Annotated in this window: 20 protein-coding genes; 11 read left to right on the plus strand and 9 right to left on the minus strand. The window is 73.5% G+C overall.

Features of this window, described 5'->3' with window-relative positions; all coding sequences use genetic code 11:
• Positions 1-163 precede the first annotated feature (163 nt).
• The 8 genes from ABD234_RS17055 to ABD234_RS17090 all read left to right on the plus strand — a co-directional run bounded on the left by ABD234_RS17055 (position 164) and on the right by ABD234_RS17090 (position 11,595).
• The gene (locus ABD234_RS17055) at positions 164-2,185 is read left to right on the plus strand and encodes a glycoside hydrolase family 127 protein (protein WP_344358786.1); all 2,022 of its coding nucleotides are present in this window, start codon (positions 164-166) and stop codon (positions 2,183-2,185) included.
• Between the two features lie 224 nt (positions 2,186-2,409).
• Complete coding sequence (locus tag ABD234_RS17060; protein ID WP_344358789.1) at positions 2,410-4,047, plus strand: type 2 periplasmic-binding domain-containing protein; 1,638 nt, start codon at positions 2,410-2,412, stop codon at positions 4,045-4,047.
• A gap of 29 nt (positions 4,048-4,076) precedes the next feature.
• On the plus strand, positions 4,077-5,054 hold the full coding sequence (locus ABD234_RS17065; protein ID WP_344358792.1) for an ABC transporter permease: 978 nt from the start codon (positions 4,077-4,079) through the stop codon (positions 5,052-5,054).
• An 11-nt stretch (positions 5,055-5,065) separates the two neighbouring features.
• Positions 5,066-6,001: a carbohydrate ABC transporter permease gene (locus tag ABD234_RS17070; RefSeq protein WP_051487148.1), complete on the plus strand. Its 936-nt coding sequence runs from the start codon at positions 5,066-5,068 to the stop codon at positions 5,999-6,001.
• A complete protein-coding gene (locus tag ABD234_RS17075) occupies positions 6,001-6,936 on the plus strand; it encodes a YesL family protein (RefSeq protein ID WP_344358798.1) in 936 nt (311 codons plus the stop codon). The genes ABD234_RS17070 and ABD234_RS17075 overlap by 1 nt, the downstream gene beginning before the upstream one ends.
• Before the next feature lie 594 nt (positions 6,937-7,530).
• Positions 7,531-9,642 (plus strand): serine hydrolase domain-containing protein, encoded by a 2,112-nt coding sequence (locus tag ABD234_RS17080; protein WP_344358800.1) that lies wholly within the window; start codon positions 7,531-7,533, stop codon positions 9,640-9,642.
• 34 nt (positions 9,643-9,676) lie between these two features.
• Positions 9,677-10,942 (plus strand): sensor histidine kinase, encoded by a 1,266-nt coding sequence (locus ABD234_RS17085; RefSeq protein WP_344358802.1) that lies wholly within the window; start codon positions 9,677-9,679, stop codon positions 10,940-10,942.
• The gene (locus tag ABD234_RS17090; RefSeq protein WP_344358805.1) at positions 10,939-11,595 is read left to right on the plus strand and encodes a response regulator; all 657 of its coding nucleotides are present in this window, start codon (positions 10,939-10,941) and stop codon (positions 11,593-11,595) included. The genes ABD234_RS17085 and ABD234_RS17090 overlap by 4 nt, the downstream gene beginning before the upstream one ends.
• On the opposite strand, the gene ABD234_RS17095 is transcribed toward ABD234_RS17090, so the two are convergent.
• The 7 genes from ABD234_RS17095 to ABD234_RS17125 all read right to left on the minus strand — a co-directional run bounded on the left by ABD234_RS17095 (position 11,565) and on the right by ABD234_RS17125 (position 20,784).
• Positions 11,565-13,877: a heavy metal translocating P-type ATPase gene (locus ABD234_RS17095; protein WP_344358808.1), complete on the minus strand. Its 2,313-nt coding sequence runs from the start codon at positions 13,875-13,877 to the stop codon at positions 11,565-11,567. The genes ABD234_RS17090 and ABD234_RS17095 overlap by 31 nt on opposite strands.
• A gap of 48 nt (positions 13,878-13,925) precedes the next feature.
• On the minus strand, positions 13,926-15,041 hold the full coding sequence (locus ABD234_RS17100; protein ID WP_038374321.1) for a hypothetical protein: 1,116 nt from the start codon (positions 15,039-15,041) through the stop codon (positions 13,926-13,928).
• Positions 15,038-15,250 (minus strand): heavy-metal-associated domain-containing protein, encoded by a 213-nt coding sequence (locus ABD234_RS17105; RefSeq protein WP_038374355.1) that lies wholly within the window; start codon positions 15,248-15,250, stop codon positions 15,038-15,040. Before ABD234_RS17105 ends, ABD234_RS17100 begins: the two co-directional genes overlap by 4 nt.
• A 121-nt stretch (positions 15,251-15,371) precedes the next feature.
• The gene (locus tag ABD234_RS17110; RefSeq protein ID WP_038374323.1) at positions 15,372-16,148 is read right to left on the minus strand and encodes an SDR family NAD(P)-dependent oxidoreductase; all 777 of its coding nucleotides are present in this window, start codon (positions 16,146-16,148) and stop codon (positions 15,372-15,374) included.
• 133 nt (positions 16,149-16,281) lie between these two features.
• Positions 16,282-18,198: a D-apionate lactonase family protein gene (locus ABD234_RS17115; protein WP_344358813.1), complete on the minus strand. Its 1,917-nt coding sequence runs from the start codon at positions 18,196-18,198 to the stop codon at positions 16,282-16,284.
• Between the two features lie 138 nt (positions 18,199-18,336).
• Entirely contained in the window at positions 18,337-19,716 is a 1,380-nt protein-coding gene (locus tag ABD234_RS17120; RefSeq protein WP_344358816.1) for an MFS transporter, read from the minus strand.
• A gap of 216 nt (positions 19,717-19,932) precedes the next feature.
• Entirely contained in the window at positions 19,933-20,784 is an 852-nt protein-coding gene (locus ABD234_RS17125) for a helix-turn-helix domain-containing protein (protein ID WP_344358819.1), read from the minus strand.
• 135 nt (positions 20,785-20,919) lie between these two features.
• Between ABD234_RS17125 and ABD234_RS17130 the strand changes: the two genes are divergently transcribed.
• Positions 20,920-21,618 (plus strand): DUF1345 domain-containing protein, encoded by a 699-nt coding sequence (locus ABD234_RS17130; protein ID WP_051487203.1) that lies wholly within the window; start codon positions 20,920-20,922, stop codon positions 21,616-21,618.
• A 38-nt stretch (positions 21,619-21,656) separates the two neighbouring features.
• Complete coding sequence (locus ABD234_RS17135) at positions 21,657-22,052, plus strand: hypothetical protein (RefSeq protein WP_344358823.1); 396 nt, start codon at positions 21,657-21,659, stop codon at positions 22,050-22,052.
• A 139-nt stretch (positions 22,053-22,191) separates the two neighbouring features.
• Here ABD234_RS17135 and ABD234_RS17140 read toward each other — a convergent pair whose 3' ends face one another.
• Both ABD234_RS17140 and ABD234_RS17145 read right to left on the minus strand, forming a co-directional pair.
• The gene (locus ABD234_RS17140; protein WP_425546805.1) at positions 22,192-23,760 is read right to left on the minus strand and encodes a SulP family inorganic anion transporter; all 1,569 of its coding nucleotides are present in this window, start codon (positions 23,758-23,760) and stop codon (positions 22,192-22,194) included.
• A gap of 187 nt (positions 23,761-23,947) precedes the next feature.
• Positions 23,948-24,319 carry a MerR family transcriptional regulator gene (locus ABD234_RS17145; protein ID WP_344359010.1) on the minus strand — a complete coding sequence of 124 codons (372 nt, stop codon included), beginning with the start codon at positions 24,317-24,319 and terminating at the stop codon, positions 23,948-23,950.
• A 176-nt stretch (positions 24,320-24,495) separates the two neighbouring features.
• Between ABD234_RS17145 and melA the strand changes: the two genes are divergently transcribed.
• Complete coding sequence (gene melA / locus ABD234_RS17150; protein WP_344358825.1) at positions 24,496-25,896, plus strand: alpha-glucosidase/alpha-galactosidase; 1,401 nt, start codon at positions 24,496-24,498, stop codon at positions 25,894-25,896.
• Positions 25,897-25,902: the final 6 nt, after the last annotated feature.

Here is a 25,902-nt window from a genome sequence, read left to right on the forward strand (position 1 = left end):
CCCTCGGCTGATCGTCCGCGTCTCGACCCTCGGCTGACGGCGCACCGACGCAGCACCAGGACGTCACCGACCCCTCGTCGGCCATTCCATCGTTGTGTCCACTATTGACAACGCTTAATCGGATGGCCCAGGATGACGGCGTCCACGACACGAGGAGTCACCGTTGACCGCTCTGCCCGAAGCAGCCCCCGCGCCCGCCGCCGCCCCGGCGACCGCCGCCGCACCCCGCGTCGCCCCTGCCGTGCCGCGCGCCGCACGCCCCGAGCAGCGCCGGCTGCCGCTGGATCTGCGCTCCGTCCGCCTGGATCCGGCCGGGGCGCTCGGCGCCTGGCAGGAGCTCAACGCCGCCGCGACGATCCCGCACTGCATCGCCCAGCTGGAGACCTCCGGCGTGATCGACAACTTCCGCCGCGTGATCGGCGAGTCCGGCGCCCCGCACCGCGGCTTCGTCTTCGCCGACTCGGATCTGTTCAAGGTCATCGAGGCGGTGGCCTGGGAGATCGGCCGCAGCGGGACCTCCGCGCACGACGCCTGGCTCGACGAGATGATCGACCTGGTCCAGCGGGTGCAGGAGCCCTCCGGCTACCTCCACACCTGGATCCAGGGCGTGCACCCCGAGAAGAAGTTCGCCGAGCTGCACTGGGTCCACGAGATGTACGTGCTGGGCCACTGGCTGCAGGCCGCCATCGCCCTGGACCGCGCAGCCGGCCGCTCCGACCTGCTCGAGGCCGCCATCCGCATGGTCGATCTGCTGGACCGCCGCTTCGGCCCCGGCCGCGAGGACGGGATCGACGGCCACCCCGAGATCGAGACCGCCCTGGTGGAGCTGTACCGCCACACCGGCCAGGAGCGGTTCCTGCGCCTGGCCCAGCACTTCGTGGACCAGCGCGGCCGCGACCTGCTCCCGAACGAGGGCTTCGGCCACCACTACTTCCAGGACCATCTGCCGGTGCGCGAGGCGGTGGACCCCATCGGCCACGCCGTGCGCCAGCTGTACCTCAACGCCGGCGTCACCGACCTCGTGCTGGAGACCGGGGAGGAGTCCCTCGCCGCGGTGATGCGCGAGCAGTGGGACCGCGTCCACGAGCGCAAGATGTACCTCTCGGGCGCCTTCGGCTCCCGCCATCGCGACGAGTCCTTCGGCAACGACTACGAGCTGCCCAGCGACCGCGCCTACGCCGAGACCTGCGCGACCATCGCCGATCTCCACTGGACCTGGCGCCTGAGCCTCGCCGAGCACGACCCCCGCCACGCCGACGTCATCGAGCGCGAGATCCACAACGCGCTCGCCGCCTCCGTGGATGGGAGCGGGCGCCGGTTCTTCTACTCCAACCCCATGCAGCGCCGCCCCGACCGCTTCTCCGAGGAGAACGCCCCGGCCGAGCGCCAGGAGTGGTACTCCTGCGCCTGCTGCCCGCCGAACATCGCCCGCCTGGTCGCGCAGATCAGCAGCTACGTCGCCGCCGTGCGCCCCGCCCGCGACGGCGAGGGCCCCGCGCTCGAGGTGCTGCAGCTGGCCGCGGCGCAGATCGACCTGCCCGCGCAGATCGGCTCGGGCACGCTGCACGTGGACACCCGGTACCCCGCCGAGGGCACCGTCCACCTGCGCCTGGACGGCGAGCTCGTCCCCGGGGCCCGGATCGCCGTGCGCATCCCCGGCTGGGCGGGCACCGCACAGGTCACCACGGACGACGGCCGATCGCAGGAGGTCACCGGGGAGTACGTGGAGCTCGAGGCCGCCGAGGCGCGCTCGGCCCGCATCAGCCTGGACATGACCCCCCGCTGGACCGCGAACCACCCGCGGGTCGACGCCACCCGCGGCTGCCTCGCCCTCGAGCGCGGGCCGATCGTCTACTGCCTCGAGCAGGTCGACATGCCCCACGGCCTCGAGGTCGACGACGTCGCCGTCGCGCGCGGCGCGCAGGTCCAGGAGGCCCCCGCCGACGCCCGGGCGCAGTCCGCCGCCGAGACCGGCGAGGGCGAGACCCGGGCGGCGGCTCCCGGCGCCCCGGCCCTGCGCATCCCCGTGCAGGTCCACGCCGACCGGGGGCCGCTGATCCGCAGCACCTCGGCCCCGGCCGACGGCGCGGCCGTCGAGTCCGCCACCGTCACCGCCGTCCCCTTCGCGACCTGGGGCAACCGGGGCCCCGGCGCGATGCGCATCTGGATCCCCACCGCCGACTGACCGCCTCGCCGGCGGCGGCACCCCGCCGCCGGCCTGACAGCCCGCCGGGACCGGCGGGGCGGGCCGAACCCGCCCCGCCCCACCGGTCCCGACCGACCCGCAGCACCCGGCGCCGACCCGGCGCCACCCCTTGCAGGACAGCATCACCGCAGATCATCCCGCAGACCGAGGCTCCCGCCTCAGCACCCATCGGCCGCAGACGGCCCACCCCACAGGAGACGACGATGTCCTTCACCGCACCCATCCCTGCCCGGTTCCGCCCCAGCCGCCGCGGCGTCCTCGGCGGCCTCGCCGCGACCGCGGCCGTCGGCAGCACCCTCGGCCTGGCCGCCTGCGGCGGCGGCAACGCCAGCTCGAAGGAGGGCGAGCTGCGGATCCTCGTGACCAAGCACGCCCTGACCAAGCCGATGGCCGAGATGGCCTGGACGAAGCAGCTCGAGGAGGCCGCCGGCATCCCCATCGTCTGGGAGGAGGTCTCCGCCGACTGGGACCAGAAGAAGTCGACCATGCTCGCCGCCGGCGACGTCCCCGACCTCATCGTCGGCACCCAGGCCATCAACGACTCGGACCTCGCCACCTACGGCACGCTCTTCCAGGACCTCACCGAGGACCTCCCGTCCCTGCCCAACGTGCAGGCCATGTTCGAGGCGAAGCCCGAGCTGAAGGCGCTGGCCACCCAGGCCGGCGGGGAGATCTACTCGATCCCCGGCTACAAGCGCTTCTGGCCGCCGACCGTCCAGCACCAGTACATCAACCGCCAGTGGCTGGACGCCCTGGGCCTGCAGATGCCCACCACCTGGGACGAGCTGTTCGACGTGCTGGTCGCCTTCAAGGACGGCGATCCCACCGGCACCGGCCAGGCGGTCATCCCGATGGACTGGAGCCCCGTGGGCACCGGCGGCTTCGGGTACTTCCAGGCCATCCTCCTGCTGGGCTCGACCGGCCTGCCCATCAGCGGCGGCGGAGGCCAGGGCTACTTCCTCCAGGACGGCACGGTCGGCAACTTCATGATGGACGAGCGCTACAAGGAGGTCGTCGCCTTCCTGGCCCGCTGCCAGGCCGCCGGCCTGATCTCCGGCGAGGTCATGACCCAGGACTACTCGGCCTACCAGTCCGTGGGCCGCGGCCCCGGCGACGGCACGGCGACCGTCGGCTTCACCTGGGGCTGGACCCGCTCGGATCGCTTCGGCCCCGACATCGCCGAGCAGTACGAGGCGATGCCCGTGCTGAAGATGTCCGCCGACCAGTCCGACCCCGTGACCTGGTCCTACGACCAGTACGGCGAGAACTTCCCCGGCAACCAGGTGGTGCTCTCGGCGACGTCGAAGAACAAGGAGGCGGCCCTGAAGGCCATCAACGCCTTCTACGACCAGGACATGTCGATCCAGGTGCTCTTCGGGGACATCGGCCCCAACATCGAGAAGACCGGCGACTCCTCGTACAAGGTCCTGCCCGCGGCCGACGGCACCGACCCGTCCACCTGGAAGTGGACCTCCACCCTCGCCGACAACGGCCCGGTGTGGATCCGCGACGACATCGAGGTCGAGCTGCCCGCCGACCTGCAGGAGGCCATCGACGAGTCGGTGCCGCTGCAGGAGGGCATCGACAACATGGACCTCGACAAGGACGTCTACCCCGGCCTGTTCATCAAGATGAGCGCCGAGGATCTCAACGCCATGTCCCTGGTCAACACCACCCTCATGAACACCACGATGACCAAGTTCGCGGAGTGGATCACCGGCGGCAGCAGCATCGACGAGGAGTGGGACGCCTACGTCGCCACCTGCCAGGAGTCCGGGGTCGACCAGAACATCGCCACCATGCAGAAGTACTACGACGACTACATGGCCTCGAAGGGCTGAGTCGCCATGACCCGGCAGGAGGGATCGCCATGAGCGTCCGCACCGACACCCCCGCCCCGGCGCCCGACACCGCCGCGCCGCCCGCGCCCGCCCCCGGCCGGGGCGCGCGGCTGCGCCGGCACGTGGCCCGCTACTGGCAGCTGTGGGCGATGCTCGCCCCCGCGCTCGGCTTCGTCATCGTGTTCGCGTACGTGCCGATGTACGGGATCCAGCTGGCGTTCCGCGAGTTCGACTTCTCCGCCGGGCTCACCGGCGGCAAATGGGTGGGGCTGAAGTACTTCATCCAGTTCTTCGAGTCCCCGCTGTTCTGGGACCTCATGCGCAACACCGTGGTCATCTCGATGGCGACGCTGGTGCTGGGCTTCATCACCCCGATCTTCCTGGCGCTGGTGATCAACCAGATCCTCCGCAGCCGCATCAAGCGCGCCGTCCAGACGATCACGTACCTGCCGCACTTCATCTCGATCGTCGTGATCGTCGGCATGCTGCAGGTGTTCCTCTCCCCCACCAGCGGCCTCATCACCCGCGTCCTCGCGTTCTTCGGGATCGACGGCGTGAACTTCCTGGGATCGACCTCGACGTTCGTGCCGATGTACGTGATCAGCGAGGTCTGGCAGCACACGGGCTGGAACTCGATCATCTATCTCGCGGCCCTCGCGGGCGTGTCCACGCACCTGTACGAGGCGGCGAAGATCGACGGCGCCTCGAAGCTGCAGATCATCCGCCACGTGGACATCCCCGCGCTGGTGCCGACGATGGTCATCCTGCTGATCCTCAACATGGGCGGCGTGCTCAACACGGGCTTCGAGAAGGTGTTCCTCATGCAGAACACGCTCAACCTGCCGGTCTCCGAGGTCATCTCGACCTACACCTACAAGATCGGCATCCTGAGCAGCCAGTTCAGCTACTCGACGGCCATCGGCCTGTTCAACACCGTCATCAACTTCGGATTCCTCGTGCTGGCGAACCAGATCGCCAAGCGCGCCTCCGACACGTCCCTGTGGTGAAGGAGGCCCCCATGTCCACCACCATCTCCCCCGCGACCGCCCCGCTGCGGCGCCGCCGGATCGGCATCTCCCGCAGCGACATCCCCTTCGCCATCATCGTCACGCTGATCTGCGCGGCCGTCCTGTTCGCGACGCTGTACCCGATCTACTTCGTCGCCATCGCCTCGATCAGCGACCCGACCGCCGTCGCCACCGGCCGCGTCGCCTTCCTCCCCAAGGGCATCAGCCTGTTCGGCTACGAGCAGATCCTCGCCGACTCCCGCATCTGGACGGGATACCGCAACACGCTGATCTACTCGATCGTGGGCACGGCCCTGAACCTCGCGGTGACGCTGCCGGCGGCCTATGCGCTCTCGCGGCGCGAGTTCCGGCCCCGCCGGCCGATCATGCTGGGGCTGGCCTTCACGATGTTCTTCAGCGGCGGGCTCATCCCCACCTACCTGCTGTACAAGGACCTGGGCCTGCTGGACAACTGGCTGGTGTTCATCCTCCCCTCGGCCGTGAACGTCTTCAACCTCATCATCGCCCGGTCGTTCTTCGAGGCCTCCCTGCCCGAGGAGCTGTTCGAGGCGGCGATGCTCGACGGCGTGGACTACTTCCGCTTCTTCCTCACCATCGCGCTGCCGCTGTCGAAGGCGCTCATCTCCGTCATCGGCCTGTACTACCTGGTGCAGCACTGGAACGATTTCTTCACCGGCCTGATCTTCGTGCGCGACTACGACAAGCAGCCGCTGCAGATCGTCCTGCGCGACATCCTCCTGTCCAACCAGGCGTTCTCCGGCGGCGCCGGAGGCGCGGGCGGCAGCGGCGGCGCCTACGGGCAGCAGTACGCCGACCAGATCAAGTACGGCGTCATCATCGTCTCCACCCTGCCGGTCATCATCCTGTATCCCTTCCTGCAGAAGTACTTCGAGAAGGGCGTCATGATCGGATCGGTGAAGGGCTGATGACCGCCCTGCATTCCGCTCCGTCCCCCGCCCCGGCTCCCTCCGCGGCCGCAGCGATCGCCGCGGCCCGCAAGGAGGGCGCCGCGGCCCGCGCGGAAGGCACGGGGCGGGCGAAGGATGCGGAGACGACGAAGGGCGCGGGCAGTCCGGCGAGCGCAGGGCGGTCGGAGAGCGCAGGGCGGTCGGAGAGCGCAGGGCGGTCGGAGAGCGCAGGGCGGTCGGAGAGCACGGAGCCGGGCGGGCGGCGCCTCACCGCAGGCCTGGTCCGCTGGCACATGGGCCTCGGCGAGCTGGGGCTGCGCCTGTTCCTGCTGCACCTGCTGTGGATCGCCGGCACGCTGGCCGGTCTCGTGGTCGCGGGGCTGTTCCCGGCGACCGCCGCCGTCCACGCCGTGCTGCGCGAGGACCTGCGCGAGGCCGCCCGCGAGCGCGCCGGCGAGGACACGCCGCCGCGCCCCGGCCTGTGGCGCGCCTTCTGGTCGGCCTGGCGCGCCGAGCTGGGCCGGGCGAACCGGATCGGGGCGGTGCTGGTGCTGGGCTGGGCCGTCATCGCCCTCGACCGATGGATCCTCACCGGCGCCGTCGTCGGCGGCTCCTCGACGGCGGCCGATGGCGGCGTGGCCCTGGACCTCGGCGCCGCGGCGCCCTGGATCAGCGGGGTCGTCGTCGCCCTGACCATCGTGACAGCGCTGCTCAGCATCGTCGTCTGGCCGCTGGCCGCGCACTTCGACGACCCCCTCCCGCGGATCTGGCGGATGACGCTGTCGCTGCTGGTCACCCGCCTGCCGCTGACCCTTTCGATCGCCGCCGTGCTGATGGCGAGCGTCTGGGTGTGGCAGTCGATCCCCGGCCTGGTGCCGGTGTTCGGACTGGCCCTGCCGTTCTGGGCGGTCAGCATGCTCATCTGGCGATCCGGCGTCCTGCCCCGCACGTGAGTCCCGCCCCGGCGCGGGCCGCCGGACCGCCGGTGACCCCGCGGAGCGACCCCGTCGCGAAGCAATCCGGCAGACTCTCCCGTCGCGACGCAATCCGGCAGACTCTCCCGTCGCGACCGCATCGAACGGAGTGATCCCGTCGCTACGTCATCGAGCGGAGTCACTCCGTCGCTACCTCGCCGGGTAGCGACGGAATCACTCCGGCGGTTCGCGTAGCGACGGGATCACTCCGATCGTTTCACCGGCATCACTCCGATCGTTCCCCGTCCAGCCCGGCGAGTGCCCGATCGAGCCGGTGCAGAGCATCACGACCCCCCGCGCCTCGCGCCGAGGACCACGTCAGCCGCCGCTCCCGTCGCCGCCGCACCCGTCGCCGCCGACCCGGCCGCCGCCGACCCGGTCGCGGCCAGCCCGGCGGCCGCGCCGCGCGCTCCCGTCGCCGGTTGCGCCGGGGGTCGGGGGCGGCCTCCATCGGAGGTCGATATCGCAGTGCCGCCCTGCGCCCGATGTGCCCCGGGGCCCGCGCCGGAAGGATGGACGGCAGGCGGACCCGGGCGGAGCCCCGTCACGGGCCGCGGAGAGAAGGGGCTGGTCATGAACGTCGTCCATCGCGCGAGAGGACTGCTGGCGCTGCTGATCGTCGGCGTGGCCGTGCTGGCAGGGTGCGCGGGCGCCACCGGCGGTGCCGCACCCGGGACGCTGCCGGCGCCGCGGGCGGCCGAGCCCGCCTCCCCCGTCGGCCTCACCGAGCAGGACGTGAACGCCTGGCTGGACGGCCGGCTGCCGGTGGCCCTCGAGAACGGGGGCGTCCCGGGCGCCGTCGTCACCGTCGTCCAGGACGGGCGGATCCTCACCAGCCGCGGCTACGGCGAGGCGCGCACCGCCACGGCCGATGCCCCCGCCGTGCCGGTGGATCCCGCATCGTCCCTGTTCCGGGTCGGCTCCGTCTCCAAGCTCGCCACCGACGTGGCCGTGCTGCAGCTGGTCGAGGCGGGCGAGCTGGATCTCGACGAGGACGTGAGCGCGTACGTCGACGTGCCGCTGGAGCGGCGCTTCGACGGCGACATCACCCTGCGCCACCTGCTCACCCACACCGCCGGCTTCGAGGAGCACCTCGAGGGCCTCTTCGTCGCCGAGGGCGAGGAGTTCTCCCTCGAGGAGTACGTCCGGCACGAGCCGCCCACGCAGATCTACGCCCCCGGCACCACCCCGGCGTACTCCAACTACGGCCTCGCGCTGGCGGGATACATCGTGGAGGAGACCACCGGCGTGCCCTTCGAGCAGTACGTCCAGGAGCATGTGTTCGCCCCCGCCGGGATGTCCGCGTCGACCTTCGCGCAGCCCGTCCCCGACGCGCTCGCCCCGCAGGTCGCCTCCGGATACGTCACGGCCGACGGCCCCGCGCAGGACTTCGAGATCATCCCCGCCTCCCCGGCGGGCGCCATGAGCGCCTCGGGCGAGGACATGGGCCGGTTCCTGCTCGCCCTGCTCGGGCAGGGCACCGGGGAGCCGATCCTCTCGCCGGAGATGCTCGCGCAGATGCAGCAGCCGGCCCTGGACGAGTCCAGCCTGGGCACCCTCGCCCAGGGCCAGCGGATGGGGCTGGGGCTGTTCGACGAGTCCCGCCCCGGCCACCGGGCCCTCGGGCACGGCGGCGACACGAACTTCTTCCACTCCGCCCTGGAGATCTACCCGGACGACGGCATCGGCATCTTCCTCAGCCTGAACGCCACGGGCGACGACACGGCCGCCTACGCGATCCGCGACGACCTGCTCGCCGGGTTCACCGACCGGTATCTCCCGGCCGACGGCGGCGCGGGCTCCGAGCGGCCCGGCACCGTGCCGGCCGCGGGCGGGGCCTCCGATGCCGGCGGCGCCGGAGCCGAGGGTGCCGGGGCCGAGGGCGGCGCCGTCGAGCGGGCCGCGACGGTCGCCGGCAGCTACGAGTCCACGCGGGCCATGGCCACCGGCTACATGGATGCGGTCACGCTGCTGACCCCCGTGCGGATCACCGCGGTGGGCGACGGCCGGCTGGTCGCGAGCGGCCTGTCGCTGAGCGGGCCGCAGCAGTACGAGGAGATCTCCCCCTGGGTGTGGCAGGAGGTCGGCGGGCATCGGAAGCTCGCGGTGCAGGTCGAGGACGGCGAGGTGGTGCGGATCGGCCACGACTCGGCCATGTCGATCGTGCCCGTGGGGCCCGGCCGCGCGCTGCTGCTGCCGGTGCTGGCGACGGCGGCCGTGCTCCTGGTGCTGGTGCTGGCCCTGTGGCCGCTGGGCGCGATCCGGCGCCTGGCCGGGCGGGTCCTGGGCACCTCCCCCGCGGTGCCGGCGCCGCCGCTGCCGTGGACGGCGCATCTCGCCCGCGCCGGTGGGGCGGTGGCCCTGCTGGCCCTGGTCGGCTGGACGGTCGCGATCGTCTCCGCGGGCGGGTTCGCGGTGCTGCCCGCCCCGGCGATCCGCGGCATCCAGGTCGCGCAGGCGATCGGCGTGCTCGCCCTGGTGCCGGCGACGGTCGACCTGGTCCGCACGGTCCTCCCCGGACGCGCGCACGCCGGGTCCGAGGCGGCGGCCGAGGTCCGTCCCCTGCTGCGGGCGCTGCGCCGCGGGCGACGGGTGCTGGGCGCGGTGGTCCTGGTGGCGGCGCTGGCCGGCATCGCCTGGTCGGCGTGGGGGCTGCACCTGTTCAGCCTCGACGTGTCCGTCTGAGCGCAGGGACCGGGCAGAGAGGAGGATGGAGGACATGCGTGATCCCTTCTCCGGCCTGTCCGCGCGGCGCCGCGACGCCCTGCTCGCGGCCGGCACGGCGGTGCTGACGCTCGGCGGTCTGCTGCTGACGCTGCCGCTGCTGGCCGAGGAGGGGCTCGCCCCGCTGGACCCGACGCGGCGGGCGCTGCTGCTGGTCCTCGCGACAGCGCAGGCCGTTCCGCTGCTGTGGTGGCGCACCCGACCCCGGGCGGCGCTGATCGCGGTGGTGGCGGTGCAGGTCGCGGTGGTCGTCCTGCTGCAGGACTCCGAGGTGACCTACCGCGGCATCCCGACGATCCTCGTGATCGCCCGGATCGGCGCCGTCGCCGCCGTGCGGCGCGGGCTGGCGCTGGTCCTGGCGGCGGTGGCCGCGGAGGTCCTGGTCCGGGGCGTCGTCCTGGCGGGTCTGGGGCGGCCGGTGCTGGGGCCGATGCTCGAGAGCACGCTCTCCGCCGGCGGCACCTATCTGCTGGCCTTCCTGGTCGGCGTGATCATCGCCGGACGCGCGGAGAACCGGCGCCTGCAGCGGCAGCAGGAGCGGCGGGAGCAGGATGTGCGCCTGGAGGCGGCCCTCGCCGAGGAGCGCCGCCGCATCGCCGGGGAGCTGCACGACGTGGCCGCCCACCACCTCTCGGGGATGGTGGTGCAGGCCGCGGCCGTCGAGCGCCTGGTGGATCGCGACCCGGAGGCCGCGAAGGCCGGGGCGGCGTCCTTGCGCCGCCAGGGCAAGGAGACGCTCGACGGCCTGCGCTCGGTGGTCGGGCTGCTGCGCACCGGCGGCCCGGTCGCGCCTGTCGCGGGCCTGCGGGACCTCCCGCAGCTGGCCCGGGACGCCCGGGACCTGGGCGTGGGGGTGCAGCTCGAGGTGCGCGGGGTGGTGCCGGAGCTCGCGCCCCTGGTCGATGCCGCGCTCTACCGGATCGCGCAGCAGTCGCTGTCCAATGCGCTCCAGCATGCGCCGGGCGCCCCGGTGCACCTGGAGCTCGACGCGCAGGGGCCGATGCTCGCGCTGCGCGTGGAGAACCCGCTCGCCCCGGCGACCGCGCCCGAGCGGCCCGATACGGCGGACGGCCCCGGGGGCACGGGCCTCGCGGTCATGCGCGAGCGCGCCGCGGCCATCGGGGCGCGGCTCGAGGCGGGGCCCGCCGAGGGCGGGATCTGGCGGGTCCTGCTGCAGCTGCCGCGCCCGGCGGCGGGAGCGGGGCCGGGGTCGGGGGCGGCCTCCGGGCGCCCGTCGGCCGAGGACGGAGGAGCCCGATGATCCGGGTGGTGCTGGTCGATGACCAGGCGGTGGTGCGGATGGGTTTCCGGGTGCTGCTGGAGGAGCACGGCGACGTGGAGGTGGTCGGCGAGGCCTCCGGCGGCCGGGAGGCGGTCGAGGTCGTCCGCCGTCTGGCGCCGGACGTGGTCTGCATGGATCTGCGCATGGCCGACGGCGACGGCATCTCCGCGACCCGGGAGATCGTCGCGAATCGCCGCGGCGGGACGCCGGCGGTGCTGGTCGTGACCACCTTCGACCTGGACGAGGACGTGTTCGGCGCCCTCGAGGCCGGGGCCGACGGCTTCCTCCTCAAGGACTGCGAGCCCGAGGAGCTGCTGGAGGCGGTGCGACGCCTCGCCGCGGGCGAGGGCCTCGTGGACCACAGCGTCACCCGCCGGGTGATCCGCGAGTTCTCCCGCCGCCGCGGCCCGCGGGCGGCCTCCGCGCCGGCGCCGGAGCTCACGCCGCGGGAGGCCGAGATCGTGCGCCTGCTGGCGCGCGGCATGTCCAACGCGGAGATCGCCCGGGAGCTGTTCGTGGAGACCAGCACCGTGAAGTCGCACCTCACGCGGGCGATGACGAAGATCGGCGCCCGCGACCGCGTGCAGACGGTGATCTGGGCCTACCGCACCGGCCTGGCCGAGGACTCCTGAGCGCTCCCGGTGACGCTGCGGAAGCCGCGCAGGCGCAGGCTGTTGCCGACCACGAACACGCTCGAGAACGCCATCGCGGCCCCGGCGAGCATCGGGTTGAGCATGCCCAGCGCGGCGATCGGGATCGCGGCGACGTTGTAGGCGAAGGCCCAGAACAGGTTGCCCTTGATGGTGGCGAGGGTGCGGCGGGACAGGCGGATCGCATCGACCGCGCCGCGCAGGTCCCCGCGCACCAGGGTGATGTCGCCGGCCTCGATGGCGACGTCGGTCCCGGTGCCCATCGCGAGCCCCAGGTCGGCGCGGGCCAGGGCGGGGGCGTCGTTGACGCCGTCGCCGACCATCGCCACGACCTTCCCCTCCGCCTGCAGGCGCGCGATCACGTCGACCTTGTCGGCCGGCAGGACCTCGGCGATGACCTCGTCGATGCCGACCTCCGCGGCGATCCGGGAGGCCGCCGCGCGGTTGTCGCCGGTCAGCAGGACGGGCGCGAGCCCCAGCGTCTTCAGCTGCGCGATCGCCTCGGCGCTGGTGGGTCGCAGCGCGTCCGAGACCACGAGGATCCCGCGCACCTGCCCGTCCCAGGCGGCGACGACCACGGTGCGCCCCTCGGCCTCGGCCGCGGCCTGCGCGGCGGCGAGATCGGGGTCGATGGGCAGGGAGCGCTCGGCCATCAGGGAGGCGCGGCCGACGACCACGGCGGCGCCGTCGACGACGCCCTGCACCCCTCGGCCCTCGAGGTTCTCGAAACCCTCCGGCACCGGCAGTGCCCCGACCTCATCGGCCGCGCCGGCGGCGATCGCCCGGCCGATCGGGTGCTCGGAGGCGTGCTCGAGGGCGCCGGCCCGGCGCAGCAGCTCGGCGCGATCGGTGCCGGGGGCGGGGATCGCCTCGGCCAGGGTCATGGTGCCGGTGGTGACGGTGCCGGTCTTGTCCAGCACGATGGTGTCGATCGCGCGGGTGGACTCGAGCACCTCCGGGCCCTTGATGAGGATGCCCATCTGCGCGCCGCGGCCGGTGCCCACCAGCAGGGCCGTCGGCGTGGCGAGGCCCAGCGCGCAGGGGCAGGCGACCACCAGCACGGCCACCGCGGCGGTCATGGCCGCCGTCGCCCCGAAGCCGGCGCCCAGCCAGGCGCCCAGGGTGATCACGGCGATCGCGATGACGATCGGCACGAAGATCCCGGAGATCCGGTCGGCCAGGCGCTGGACCTCGGCCTTGCCGGTCTGGGCGTCCTCCACCAGGCGGGCCATCTGCGCGAGCTGGGTGTCCGCGCCGACGCGGGTGGCCCGGACCACCAGGCGGCCGCCGGCGTTGACGGTCGCGCCGGTCACGGCGGAGCCCTCCCCGACCTCGACGGGGACGGACTCTCCGGTGAGCATGGAGGCGTCCACCGCGGAGGTGCCGGTCACGACCACGCCGTCGGTGGCGATCTTCTCGCCGGGCCGCACCACGAACTCGTCGCCGACGCGCAGGTCGCCGATGGCGATGCGCTGCTCGGCGCCGTCGCGCAGCACGGCGACCTCCTTCGCGCCCATCTCCAGCAGGGACCGCAGCGCGGCCCCGGCCTGCCGCTTGGAGCGCTTCTCGAAGTAGCGCCCGGCGAGGATGAACATCGTGACCCCGGCGCCGACCTCGAGGTAGATGTTCGCGGCGCCGTCGCTGGGGGCGATGGTCAGCGCGAAGGGATGGGTCATCCCGGGGGTGCCGGCCGTGCCCAGGAACAGGGCGTACAGCGACCACAGCAGCGCGACCGCGGTGCCCATGGAGATGAGCGTGTCCATGGTGGCGGCGCCGTGGCGCAGGTTCGTCCACGCCGCCCGGTGGAACGGCCAGGCGCCCCACACGATCACCGGCGCGGCGAGCGCGAGGGAGGCCCACTGCCAGTACTCGAACTGCAACGCCGGGATCATCGCCATGGCGATCACCGGCACCGTGAGGACGACCGCGCCGATCAGCCGCTGGCGCAGCGAGGTCAGCTCCGGGTCCTCCGCCTCGGGGCCCTCGGCCGATGCTCCGTCGCCCGCAGCCCCGCCCGAGGGCGCGGGCGGGGCGTGCAGCGCGGCCGTGTAGCCGGTCTTCTCCACCTCGCCGATCAGCAGCGAGGGGTCGTAGCCCTCGGGGACGGTGACCTTCGCCTTCTCGGTCGCGTAGTTGACGCTCGCCTCGACGCCCTCGAGCTTGTTGAGCTTGCGCTCGATGCGGTTCGCGCAGGAGGCGCAGGTCATCCCGCCGACCTCCAGCTCGATGACGTCCATGCCCGTCAGGGGCCCGCTCGTGCTCATGCTCGCTCTTCCTCCGTGCCGGCCGGGTCGCCCCGGCGGGCTGTCATGTCAGTGGTCGTGGTCGCCATGGCCGCCGCCGTCGTCGGCCGACGCGCCGTCGGCTCCGCCGTCGGCCGGCGCCCCGTCGGCTCCGCCCTCGGCGGGCGCCGGGTCGGATCCGCCGTCGGAGGGTGCCGGATCGGCCCCGCCGTCGCGCGCCGGGTGCTCGGCGTCCACCACGAAGGCGGCGGTGCGCACCTGGCCCGCGACCTGGAAGTCCAGGTAGAGCAGATACCGGCCCGCGGTCGGGGCCTCGCCGACGAAGGCGACCTCCGGTCCTGCGGTCACGCCGGGCCGGGGTGCCTCGCCCTCGGGGTGGACGTGCAGGTAGGCGAGGTCCCCCTCGCGCAGGGCCACCAGGTGGCCGTAGGCGCCGAGGTAGGGCTCGAGCTCCGTGACCGGACGCCCGTCCCGGGTGACGGCGAACTCGAGCGTGCCCTCCCCGCCGGCGACCAGGCCGCCGGTGAGGGTGACCGTGTAGCCGTCGACCTCCGCCACGGTGCTCGGCTGCGGGACGACGGGGCTCAGATCGCCGGCCACCTGCACGGTGCGGCTGAGGGTGAGCCCGCCCGCCCCCTCGGTGCCGGGGGTGAAGTCGGCGTAGACGCGATAGCTGCCCGCCTCCTCCCATTGCCACGGCAGGGACCAGGTCCCATCGGCCGCGAGCTCGGGGTGGACATGGCGGAACCGCGCGCCGTCGCTGCGCACCACGATCAGGTGCAGGTCTTTCTCGTGGCTGGTGGTGTAGTCGGTGAGGGCCTCGCCGTCCGGGCCGAGGATGCGGAAGCTCAGCGCCCCCGGCTCCCCGGGCGCCGCCGGGGCGCTCACTGGCGAGAGCTGGTAGCCCTCGGCGCTCTGGGACAGGCCCGGCAGCGCCGCGGAGTCCGCGCCGCCGTCCGGCTCCGCGCCGGAACCGTGCCCTGCGTGCCCCTCCGTCGGGCCGTCGCCGGCGCCGGCGTCGTGGCCGCCCGCGGCGTGGCCCTCGGCATCGGCGGACCCGCCGCCCGAGTCCTGCCACGCCTGCACGGCGCTGTCGGGGACGAGCGCCCCGGCCAGGCCGAAGGCGCCGCCGAACGCCACCACCAGGGCCGCGCCGTAGACTCCCAGACGGCCGGCGGCGTTCATCGCACGCGGGCGGCCGAGTAGCCGGCTTCCTCGACCGCGGCGAGCACGGCGGCGTCGTCGACGGCCTCCTGCGCGCTCACGACGAGCCGGCCGGTCTGGGCGCTGACCTGGATGTCCTGCACGCCGACGATCTCCCCGACCTCCTCGCGCACCGACATCTCGCAGTGCCCGCAGGTCATGCCCGTCACCGTGTACTCCTGTGCCACCATGGTCATCGCCGCCTCTCTCGAAAAGGTACCCCTAGGGGGTATTGCGAGCTCAGGCTATACCCCTCAGGGGTACCGCGCAAGGGTGATCCGGGCGACGCCTTCCCGATCGGAGGCGCGGAGATCAGAGCGTGGTCATGCCTCCGTCGACGCGGAAGATCGCCCCGGTGGCGTAGCGCGACTCGTCGCTCGCGAGGTACACGGCGATGCCGGTGACGTCCTCGGGGGCGCCGGGGCGGCCCAGCGGGATCCGGCCGATGATCGCCGCCCGCGCCTCTGCGTCGCCGGAGATGCTCGTGACCAGGCTCGTCTCCGTGTAGCCGGGGACGATGGTGTTCACCCGGATGCCATCGGCCGCATAGGCGTTCGCCGTCGCGCGGACCAGCGCATGGATCCCGCCCTTGGACGCGGAGTAGGCGGCGAAGTCGGCGCCCTCCCCGTTCAGCCCCGTGGGGCTGCCGGTGCAGAGGATCGATCCGCCTCCGCCCGCGGCGAGCCGTGCCCGCACGGCGTGCTTGAGGGTGAGGAAGGTGCCGGTGAGGTTCACGTCCAGGGTGCGGCGCCATGCCTCCAGCGGCACGTCGCCGGTGGGGGCGTCCTGGCCGAAGAGCTGCACGCCGGCGTTGGCGACGACGACATCGGGGGTCATGCCCTGCGCGGCGAGCGCGGCGAAGGCCTGCTCGACGCTCGCCTCGTCGGCGATGTCCATCGGCACGGCGAGGGCGCCCTCCCCCGTCGCGGCCGCCCGGGCCGCGTCGAGGTCGAGGTCGGCGTAGGCGACGCGGGCGCCCTCGGCGAGGAAGCGGTCGGCCAGGGCCCGGCCGATGCCCGATGCGGCGCCGGTGACCAGCGCCGTCCTGCCTGCCAGGCGTCCGCCCTGCGGGGAACCGGTCCGATCCATGCCCATCTCCTGTGATGTCATCCCGCGCTGCGACGGCACGGAGGTGCGCCCAGGCTATGCACCGCCCACCCACTGGTCAACCAGTTGCTGGGTGTCGGCGCGAGTTCGGTCGCGGTCGGGGTCGCGGTCGTGGTCAGCCCAGCTCGTGCACCGTGCCCGGCGCCACGACGAGCTCCTCCCCCTGCGGTCCGCGCACGGCCCAGTCCTCCAGGCCCGCGTTGGCCAGGAGCACGAGGTCCTCCAGGGCGAGCACCGCGGTGCCCGGTCCGCCGGGGCCGCGCAGCACCCGGACCGGGCGGCCGCGCTGCGGGGCGAGCCGTGCGATGACCCGGCCGGCCGGGGACAGGCCCTCGGCCCCCGGCGCCGCCGCGATCATGCCCTCGGCTCCCGGATCCGCGGCGGGGGCCACGACGCCGCGGGGACCGGCCATCTCCATCAGGGACACCGACTCCGCACCGCCGGCGGCGGCCTCCGCGATCACCGCGGCGGCCCAGGCTCCCGCCCATGGGGTGTGCTGGCGCGGATCGACGGATCCGGGGGTGAGGTGCGCGCCGTAGCCGCTCGCATCGGCGCGGTCGACCAGCCCCGGATCGGTCGCGACGGCGTTGACCCGCGGGCGCAGTGTGACCGGCCCCAGCAGCAGGCGCGATTCCGGGCGCAGCTCCCGCGCGGAGGCGAGCACGTCGCCGAGGGCGGCGAGGCTGCGCGCCACGTGCCAGGTCTCGCGCATGTGCATCTGCGGGGTGCTGGGGAAGGTCAGGTGCTCGGCCTGCGGGATCACCGCGATCTGCCGGTTGAGCTCGGTGAAATGGCTGCGCGACCCGGCGACCGGCTCGATGCCGCGGCCCGCGACGGCGCCGAGCAGCCGCTCCCACAGCTCGGGCGTGGTGACATGGGCGGCCTCGTCGAACACGGCGGCGCGCACGACGACGAGCCCCGCCTCCTCAGCCCGGTCGAGGATCCCGGCGACGTCGACGTCGCCGGCGCCGGAGATCCGCAGGTCCACCGGAAGCTCCTCGGCACCGGCCTCGGCGCGCGCGGACTCCAGCACCGGCTCGAGGGGGAAGCGGTCGCTGACCTCGACGACCAGATGATCCAGCGCCTCGAGGCCCGGCTGCGGGGCGGTGAGCGCCGCGCCGTGGGCCGTGGTCGCGCCGATGCCGATGCCGGGCAGCGGGACCTCCGCCGCGGCCTCGAGGAGAGGGCGCAGATCCGTCCCGGACGCGGCGGCGGCGATCCCGACGGGGTCGGCCGGCGCGTCGAGCGCCGTGAGGACCAGCTCCTGGACCACCTCGGTGCCCGCGGGGATGCGGTACGGGAAGGGACGCTCCAGCGGGCGCGAGTAGATCTTGAAGCTCGCGTCGGTCCAGTTGCGCTGGTCCTCCATCTCGAACTCGTCGCCGGTCAGCTCGAGGCGGGCGCGCACGCCCGAGGGCGAGAGCGCCAGGGAGCGGATCCCGAACAGCGGCTGCCAGGGCGCGATCTGCCGCGGGAGGCGGACGTCGCGGTGGTGGCCGTCGACCGTGGTGAGGACGGCGTCGTGCCCGGCCATCTCCCGCGGGAGCATCGCGGTGAGCCCTGCCCGGTTGGTGACGACCTCGTCCTCGGCCGTGAGGACGAGGCGCAGGCGCAGCTCCGTCTCGCCGACGGTGAGGGTGGAGGTGGCACGGGCCGCGCCGGTCGCGTCGTCGTAGCGGACCTCGAGGGTGCGCGTCAGGACGTCGCGAACGCCGGTTGGTCCGGCGCTGTCCGCGCCCTCGCCTCCGGCGCCGCCGCCATCGGCCCCATCGACTGCGTCGGCACCGTCGGCCCCATCGGCCCCATCGGCCCCATCGGCCCCATCGGCCCAGGATTCGGCGGTGACCTGCGGCGGGATGGTCTCCCACTGCGCATCGCGCAGGGCGGGCCGGGCGGAGGCGAGCAGCTCGACCCCGTCCAGGGCGATCTCGCTGATCTCATCGGCTTCGCAGCGGAAGGTCCACCGGCCGTGGCGATGCCGGGTGCGGGGATCGGTCGCCGGGGCAGGGCGGGGCGGAGGGGTCGAGTCCACGGTGACTCCTGGTGGTGCGGGGTGGTCGTGCGGGTCGTTCTGCGCCCCGACGTCGGCGAGGCGCCTCAAGAGTGGCACAGCCCACGAGCGGTCAACCAGTTCATGGGCGTATCGGAGCCCGGCGGCGCGGCGCCCCGCTCAGGCCGGGCGGGCCCGATCCGCGGACGCGCTCCGGCGCGGGGCGCGCACGGTGAGCACGGCCAGCGGGACCAGGGCGAGGATCGCCAGCAGCGACAGCACGGAGAAGCTGGAGACGGCCATCAGCGGGCCGGCGGCCAGGGCGGCGCTCGCGCCGCACAGGTTCGCCAGGGCGTCGATGCCGCCCTGCGAGGACGCCCGGGAGCGATCCGTGATCACCGCGCTGAACAGGGCCGATGCCGAGACGTTCACGAACGACCACCCCACCCCGAGCAGGATCAGCGACACCACGATCCCGGCCGTGGAGTCGGGGCGCAGGGCCGCCAGCAGCAGCGAGGCCAGCAGGATCAGCACGCCCCCGCCGACGGCGGCGCGATGCCCGAACCGGTCCGCGAGCAGACCCACGAGCGGCGCCAGCGCGAACATGCCGGCCACGTGCAGGCTGATGGTGAGGCCGACGACCGTGATGGAGCCGCCGTGGTGCGCGATGTGCACCGGGGTCATGGTCATGATGGCGACCATGACGATCTGCGCGGTGAGGATCGCGGTGACCGCGTAGCGCGCGGGGCCGTTCGCGCGCGCCTCGGCCAGCAGCTGGCGCAGCCGCCCGCCCCGCCGCGCCGGGGGCCGGGCGGCGTCCGGGGCGGGACCGGGCGCGTCCAGGGCGGGGACGGCGTCGGCGCCGGCGGGCCCGGGTGCGGCGCCGACCTCGGCGGGTCCGGCGCCGCGGGCGGCGGCGCGCAGCAGCGGGTCGGGCCGCAGCAGCGCGAACACGAGGAACCCGGCCAGCAGCATGCAGACCGCGGCGATGAGGAACGCCCCGGCATAGACGTTCAGCCCCACCAGCTCCCCGACGGCCCCGCCGGGGATCCCGAGGTTCGGGCCCAGCACGGAGCCGAGCGTCCCCACCCACACGACCAGCGCGAGGGACCTGCCGCGGTGCGCGGGGTCGGCGAGGTCGGTGGCGGCGAAGCGGGCCTGCAGGGCCACCGCGGATCCCGCCCCGATCAGCAGCAGGCCGATGAACAGCGGCACCGTGAGGCCGGCCTGCGCGGCGAGGACCAGGATCGCGCTGCCGGTCCCGCCGACCCACCATCCGCCGGCCAGCGCCCAGCGGCGGCCGTGGCGCGCGGCGAGGCGGCCCAGCGGCAGGCCCGCGAGGGCGGCGCCCAGGGTGCTGGCCGTGCGGGCCAGCCCGGCCCAGGCCTCCGAGTCGGTCACCTCTCCGGCCAGCAGCACGCCGATCGACGGCGCGACGCCCACGCCGATGGTGCCGATGATCTGCATGGCCACGAGCACCCGCAGGGTGCGGCGCTGGATCGCGGCGTCCTGCACCGAGGACGGGGCGGTCGCCGGGGCCGGCGCCGAGGGCCGGCTCACGCGGCCGCGCCGGGTCGGGACGCGCTCCGGGCGGTCCGGTGCGCGGCGGTCCGGCGTGTCATGCGTGGTCTCCTTCGGGCAGGGAATCGGCCGCGCTCCACGCTAGGCTCCGCCGCTGCCCACCGGTAGCCAGGACTTCGTCATGGGCGCCATCACCTGCGGTGATGCACTGGCCTCGGCGGCCGGTCCGGCAGCGGCGGGCCGGGTCGCGCCGCCCTACCGGCCCTGCGCGCGGTACTGCCGGGGCGTCATGCCGCAGGCCGCGGTGACATGGGCGTAGTAGCTGCTGAGGGAGCCGAAGCCGGCCTCGCCGGCGATCTCCGCGGAGGTCTTCGCGGTCGTCAGCAGCAGGCGCTGGGCCTCGGCGACACGGCACATGACGATGTAGTCCCCGATCGTCACCCCCAGGGCGCTGCGGAAGACGGTCATCGCATGGGACGGGGTGAGGTGGACGCTGCGGGCGACGTCCGCGACGGCGATCTCCTCCCGGAAGCGCTCCACCACGAACTGCGCCATCTCGACGACGTGCCGGGTGCGGCCGGAGGGCAGCTCGCGCGGGGCGGGGCCGGGGCCCTGCGCATCGGCCGCGCGGATGATGCGGCGGATCGCCGCCTGGATCTCCAGCAGGGCGATGCCGACGGTCTCGGGCCGGGCGATCTCCTCGAGCCACAGCTCGACCATGGACTCGAGCCGGCGGCCGATGGCCCCCGCCTCGATGATCAGCGGCTGCATCCGCACCAGGGCGCTCATCTCGGGCTCGGGCAGGTGCCAGCCGATCACGTGGGACATCGGCACCTGCACCCAGGCGACGTCGCCGGGCCGGGAATGGACCAGCCCGTGCGGCTGGGCGGCCCAGAACGCCGCGATCTGCCCCTCGCGCACCACCAGGTGCCGACCGGCGAAGACGTAGTGCAGCTCGCCGCGCAGGACGAGGTTGATCTCGACGTCGTTGTGGCGGTGCATCTCCTCCATGGGCGGCGGGTCTCCGCGCCGGCACCACAGGCCGGAGGCGACGGTCACCACGCGCGGCCCGGCGGGGCGGGTCTGCTCGGGGGACGAGGCGGGCATGAGCGCACCCTATGTCGCGGGACGGGCGCCGTCGGCTAGATTCCTGGGCACGACCGGCGCGAAGGGGACGGCATGCAGGACCGGCAGCGCAGAAGACCGCGGGCGGCGCCCGCAGGGGCCCGGCGGCGCGGGGTCATGTCCGAGGGGCGGCGCACCCTGGTGTGCACGATCGCCGCGACGGTCTCGACGGCGGTGATCGAGACGATCTGGCTGGGCGTCTCCCCGCAGCTGCGCCCGCACGGCTTCGTGCTCGGCTTCGTGCTCGCCTGGACGACCTTCACCGTGCTGCACCTGGCCCTGACCCGGATCGCCTACCGCGGCCTGGACGGCGAGGCCCTGCGCGCGCAGCTGGCCGGCGATGCCTCCGGGCGGCGCGCCCGGGACTCCCGCGCCGATCGCCTGCGGCACGGTCTGCTCGACGGCTGGTGGCGCACGGAGGCGCCGTCCTGGTCCGTCCAGGTCTCGGTGCTGTCGCTGGCGGTGGTGGTGTGGATCATCGCGGTCCCGGTGCTGCACGGCTCGCAGCTGCTGCTGGGCTGGACGCTCGCGATGGTCGGCGGGTCGTGGGCCGACATCGCGGCGATGTTCGCGGTGCACTACGCGCGCCGCGACCTCGCCGAGGGCGGGCTCGACTTCCCCGGAGGGCAGACGCGCCGCTTCACCGACTACGCCTACTTCTCCCTGGGCGTGCAGGCCACCTTCGGCGCCACCGACGTCGCGGTGACCACCTCCGACATGCGCCGCACCGTCATGGTGCACACCGCGCTGGCCTTCGTGTTCAACACGGTGATCATCGCGCTCATCGTCTCGCTGCTGCTGGGGACCCTGGGCTGAGGGCGGCTGCCGGCCCGGGGTGTGCAAGCATGCGGAGCATGAGTCCCGCACCGTCGTCCTCACCGGTCGTCGAAGGGAGCCTGCCGCCTGATCGCGAGGTGTGGCGGGTGCTCTTCGGGGCCGGGGTGATCGGCTCGGTCGTGGGGATCGCGCTGGGGTGGTTCTGGATCTCCTCGGCGTACTCGAACCAGCACAACGGCACGAACGCGGACTTCTCCGATGTGGGCGGACTGGGGTGGAACTTCGGCGTCGTTCCGGTCATCGTCGTCGGAGCGCTGTACCACCTGATGGTGCTCTTCTTCGGTGTCATGGGGTATCGAGCCTGGGGCGTGGTCTGGACGCTCGTCGTCGTCGCCGACTCGGTCGTGGCGTACTCGTGCCAGATCATCCCTGGTGCGATGGCGACGGGCGGTCCGGAGAGCTACGTGCCGTGATCGCGGGCATCGTCGGGGGGTGGACAGGAGCCCCGCTGCGATGTGCCGCGGGGCTTCTGCGTGATCGGACGTCGGTGGAGGTCCGCTCCAGCGTGCGTCGTCCGTCCTGAGCCGCGGCGCCGGCCCGGTCGCGCCGCCGTCAGGCGCCCAGCCGGCCCGAGAGCCGTTCGAGGCGCTCCGCGCTCGCCCCGTCGAGGCCGATGATGCGCGCCTCCTTGCCGCGGTCGCGGTACTTCCCCTGGACGGCATCGAGCGAGGCGACCGTCGAGGCGTCCCAGACATCGGCGTCGGTGAGGTCGATGATCACCGTCGCCGGATCGCCGGCGTAGTCGAACTGGTAGACCAGATCGTTGCTCGAGGCGAAGAACAGCTGGCCGGAGACGCGGTAGCGGCGCACGTCCACGGTCCCGTCGCCGTCGATGTCGGTCTCCCACACGGGCTCGATCCGCACCAGGTGGGCGACGCGGCGGGCGAACAGCACGATCGCGGTGAGGACCCCGAGGCCCACGCCGACGGCGAGATTGTGGGTGAGCACGGTGGCGATCACGGTGACGAGCATGACCAGCGTCTCCGGGATCGGCATGCGACGCAGGGTCGAGGGGCGCACGCTGTGCCAGTCGACGGTGGACACGCACACCATGATCATCACCGCGGCGAGGGCGACCATGGGGATGCGGCCGATGATGTCCCCGGCCAGGACCACGAGGATCAGCAGGAAGGTGCCGGCCAGGAAGGTCGACACGCGCGAGCGGGCCCGGGCGTCCTTGACGGAGACGACGGTCTGCCCGACCATCGCGCAGCCGCCCTGCCCGCCGAACAGGGCTGCGACGATGTTGCCGATGCCCTGGCCGAAGGCCTCGCGCGGCTTGGAGGAGTGGGTGTCGGTGACGTCGTCGACGAGCTTCGCCGTCAGCAGCGTCTCCATGAGCCCTACCAGGGCCATGCCCAGGGCGTAGGGGAAGATCTCCTGCAGCGTCGCGAGGGTGAGCGGGACGTGCGGGATGAACAGGTCCGGCAGCGACTGCGGCAGCTCGCCCTGGTCGGCGACGTCCGCGACGTCCCAGCGGGCGATCACCACGAAGAGCGTGAGGACGATGATGGTGATCAGCGGCGCCGGGATCGCCGTGGTGATCCGCGGGACGATGATCAGCAGGGCGATGCCCGCGGCGCACAGCGGCCACACCATCCAGCTCGCCTCGGGCCCCAGGAGGTGGGGCATCTGGGCGGTGAAGATGAGGATCGCGAGCGCGTTGACGAAGCCGGTCATCACCGAGCGCGGGATGAACCGCATCAGCTTCGCGACCCCGAGGGCGGCGAGGACCACCTGCAGCACGCCGGCCAGGAGCACGGTGGCCACCAGGTAGTCGAGCCCGTTGCCGGCGGCCGCCTCGTGCTCCTGGTAGACGGGGGCGACGACCAGCGCCGTCGCGCCGGCCGCGGCGGTGACCATCGCCGGCCGGCCGCCGACGACGGACAGCGTGATCGCCATGATCGCGGCGGTGAACAGGCCGACGGCCGGGGACACCCCGATCAGGGCGGAGAACGACAGCACCTCCGGGATCATCGCCAGGGCGACGACGAGCCCGGCGAGGACCTCGGTGCGCAGCAGCGCCGGGCTGCTGAGCGCCTCGCGCACCGTCATCGGGCGCGCCTGGGAGTGCGCGGGCGCCGCACCGGGGGCGGCGACGGCAGGGCTGGGTGAGGTCACGGGGCGTCCTTGGGGAGAGGGAGCATGCTGGGGACAACCCTCACGTTACGTGAGGGTGACGGACGGGCGCACCGGGCATCCGATGCCTGGTCGGTCACAGCCACCCTGCCCGCAGAGGGCCGCCCCATCCTGTCCGGAGGAGATCATCTGCCCTCCGGACCCGCGCGCTCGCGCCGGCGGGGCGCGGTCACCCGCCGTCGGGGCCGGCCAGCTCGCGCAGGCGGGCGAGGAACTCGTCGGCCATGGCGACCTTCCGCTCGAGCGCCTCCCGACGCTCGGCGGCCTCCTGCGCGAACTCCCGCAGCCGGTCGCGGGCCGCGTCCGAGGAGCCGGGGCCGGAGATCGCGTCGGTGACCTCCAGCAGCTCGCGCATCTGCTGCAGGGAGTAGTCCAGCGGCTTCATGCGACGGATCAGCAGGATCCGCTCGACGTCGGCCTCCGTGTAGAGCCGGAAGCCGCCGCTGGAGCGCTCCGAGGGCGAGACGAGCCCGATCTCGTCGTAGTGGCGCAGCGTGCGCAGGCTCAGCGCAGTCCGCTCCGCGACCGCGCCGATGTGCATCGTCCCCTCGCGGTCATCCGTCGGCTCCACGGCACCAGTGTGCCCGACGGATGCCGCACCGCCCCGCCACGCACCCCGGCAGCCTCGCGCCGCACCCCGGAGGAACCGAAGGATCCTGGACATCCGGCGCACTGCGGCACGAGAACTCCGGCAGGGCCCGCCCATAGCGTGGCGGCATGACCGAGAATCGCTTCCTCCCCGCCCCGAAGATCACCATCATCGGCGCCGGCGGCTTCGTGTTCCCCTTCCGCCTCATCGGCGACATCCTGTCCTTCCCCGCGCTGCGCGACGCCGAGCTGTGCCTGATGGACATCCGCCCCGAGAAGCTGGGCCCCGTCGCCCAGGCCACCCGCGAGCTCATCGCCCACCACGGCTTCGACGCCACCGTGGTCGAGACCGGGGACCGCCGCGCCGCGCTCGAGGGCGCCGACATCGTCATCATCACCTTCCAGGTGGGCGGCGTGGAGGCATACCGCCACGACGTCGAGATCCCGCGGCGGTACGGCATCGACCAGACCGTCGGCGACACCGTCGGCCCCGGCGGCGTGTTCCGCTTCCTGCGCTCCGTGCCCGCCTACGACGCCATCGCGGCCGATGCCCTCGAGGTCTGCCCCGGCGCGACCTTCATCAACTACGCCAACCCCATGGCCATGGCCACCGCCTACCTCAACGCCAAGGGCCTGCGCACCGTCGGCCTGTGCCACAGCGTGCAGGGCACCACCCGGATGCTCGCCCGCACCCTGGGCGTCCCCTACGAGGAGATCTCCTACCGCTGCGCCGGGATCAACCACCAGGCCTGGATCCTCGAGTTCGTGCGCGGCCAGGAGGACCTCTACCCGGCGGTGCGTGAGACCATGTCCCGCCTCCACCAGCGCGGGCGCGGCGCCGCGGACCTCGCCGGCGACGACGGCGACCACTCCGAGGTGGCCGAGGGCGCGAACGTCTACGAGGGGGGCAACGAGCAGGTCCGCACCGCGATCATGAACGCCTTCGGCTACTTCCAGACCGAGTCCAGCCACCACGCCTCGGAGTACCTGCCCTACTTCCGCAAGTCCCCGCAGCTGACCGAGGAGTTCCTCCCCGAGCGCTGGGACTACTACGAGATCTGCGCCGCCCACGACGACCAGGGCGACATCGACGCGCAGCTCGCGAAGCTCAAGGAGGAGCTGGCGCCCTCGGTCGAGTACGGCGCGACCATCGTCAACTCGATCGTCACCGGCACGCCCAGCGTCATCCACGGCAACGTCCCCAACCACGGCTCCCTCATCGAGAACCTCCCGGCCGATGCCTGCGTCGAGGTCCCCTGCCTGGTCGACGCCCGCGGCGTGCAGCCCACGGCGATCGGCGAGCTGCCCCCGCAGCTGGCCGCCGTGAACCGCACCAACGTCAACGTCCAGACCCTCGCCGTGCGCGCGGCGCTGACCGGCGACGTCGAGAACGTGCACCACGCGGTGGCGCTGGATCCGCTGACCGCCGCCCAGGTCACCCTCGAGGACGCCCGCGCCATGACCGAGGAGCTGCTCGCCGCCCACGCGTCCCAGCTCCCCGAGGCCCTGCGCCCCGCCGCCCAGGGCTGAGCCGGC

It is taken from the genome of Brachybacterium phenoliresistens (assembly GCF_039530785.1).
Taxonomy (GTDB): Bacteria; Actinomycetota; Actinomycetes; order Actinomycetales; family Dermabacteraceae; genus Brachybacterium; species Brachybacterium phenoliresistens.

Coding starts and splice junctions, on each gene's coding strand:
- ABD234_RS17060 (WP_344358789.1), top strand. CDS start 2,410: ATGTCCTTCACCGCACCCATCCCTGCCCGGTTCCGCCCCAGCCGCCGC.
- ABD234_RS17065 (WP_344358792.1), top strand. CDS start 4,077: ATGAGCGTCCGCACCGACACCCCCGCCCCGGCGCCCGACACCGCCGCG.
- ABD234_RS17070 (WP_051487148.1), top strand. CDS start 5,066: ATGTCCACCACCATCTCCCCCGCGACCGCCCCGCTGCGGCGCCGCCGG.
- ABD234_RS17075 (WP_344358798.1), top strand. CDS start 6,001: ATGACCGCCCTGCATTCCGCTCCGTCCCCCGCCCCGGCTCCCTCCGCG.
- ABD234_RS17080 (WP_344358800.1), top strand. CDS start 7,531: ATGAACGTCGTCCATCGCGCGAGAGGACTGCTGGCGCTGCTGATCGTC.
- ABD234_RS17085 (WP_344358802.1), top strand. CDS start 9,677: ATGCGTGATCCCTTCTCCGGCCTGTCCGCGCGGCGCCGCGACGCCCTG.
- ABD234_RS17090 (WP_344358805.1), top strand. CDS start 10,939: ATGATCCGGGTGGTGCTGGTCGATGACCAGGCGGTGGTGCGGATGGGT.
- ABD234_RS17095 (WP_344358808.1), bottom strand. CDS start 13,877: ATGAGCACGAGCGGGCCCCTGACGGGCATGGACGTCATCGAGCTGGAG.
- ABD234_RS17100 (WP_038374321.1), bottom strand. CDS start 15,041: ATGAACGCCGCCGGCCGTCTGGGAGTCTACGGCGCGGCCCTGGTGGTG.
- ABD234_RS17105 (WP_038374355.1), bottom strand. CDS start 15,250: ATGGTGGCACAGGAGTACACGGTGACGGGCATGACCTGCGGGCACTGC.
- ABD234_RS17110 (WP_038374323.1), bottom strand. CDS start 16,148: ATGGATCGGACCGGTTCCCCGCAGGGCGGACGCCTGGCAGGCAGGACG.
- ABD234_RS17125 (WP_344358819.1), bottom strand. CDS start 20,784: ATGCCCGCCTCGTCCCCCGAGCAGACCCGCCCCGCCGGGCCGCGCGTG.
- ABD234_RS17130 (WP_051487203.1), top strand. CDS start 20,920: ATGTCCGAGGGGCGGCGCACCCTGGTGTGCACGATCGCCGCGACGGTC.
- ABD234_RS17135 (WP_344358823.1), top strand. CDS start 21,657: ATGAGTCCCGCACCGTCGTCCTCACCGGTCGTCGAAGGGAGCCTGCCG.
- ABD234_RS17145 (WP_344359010.1), bottom strand. CDS start 24,319: ATGCACATCGGCGCGGTCGCGGAGCGGACTGCGCTGAGCCTGCGCACG.
- melA (WP_344358825.1), top strand. CDS start 24,496: ATGACCGAGAATCGCTTCCTCCCCGCCCCGAAGATCACCATCATCGGC.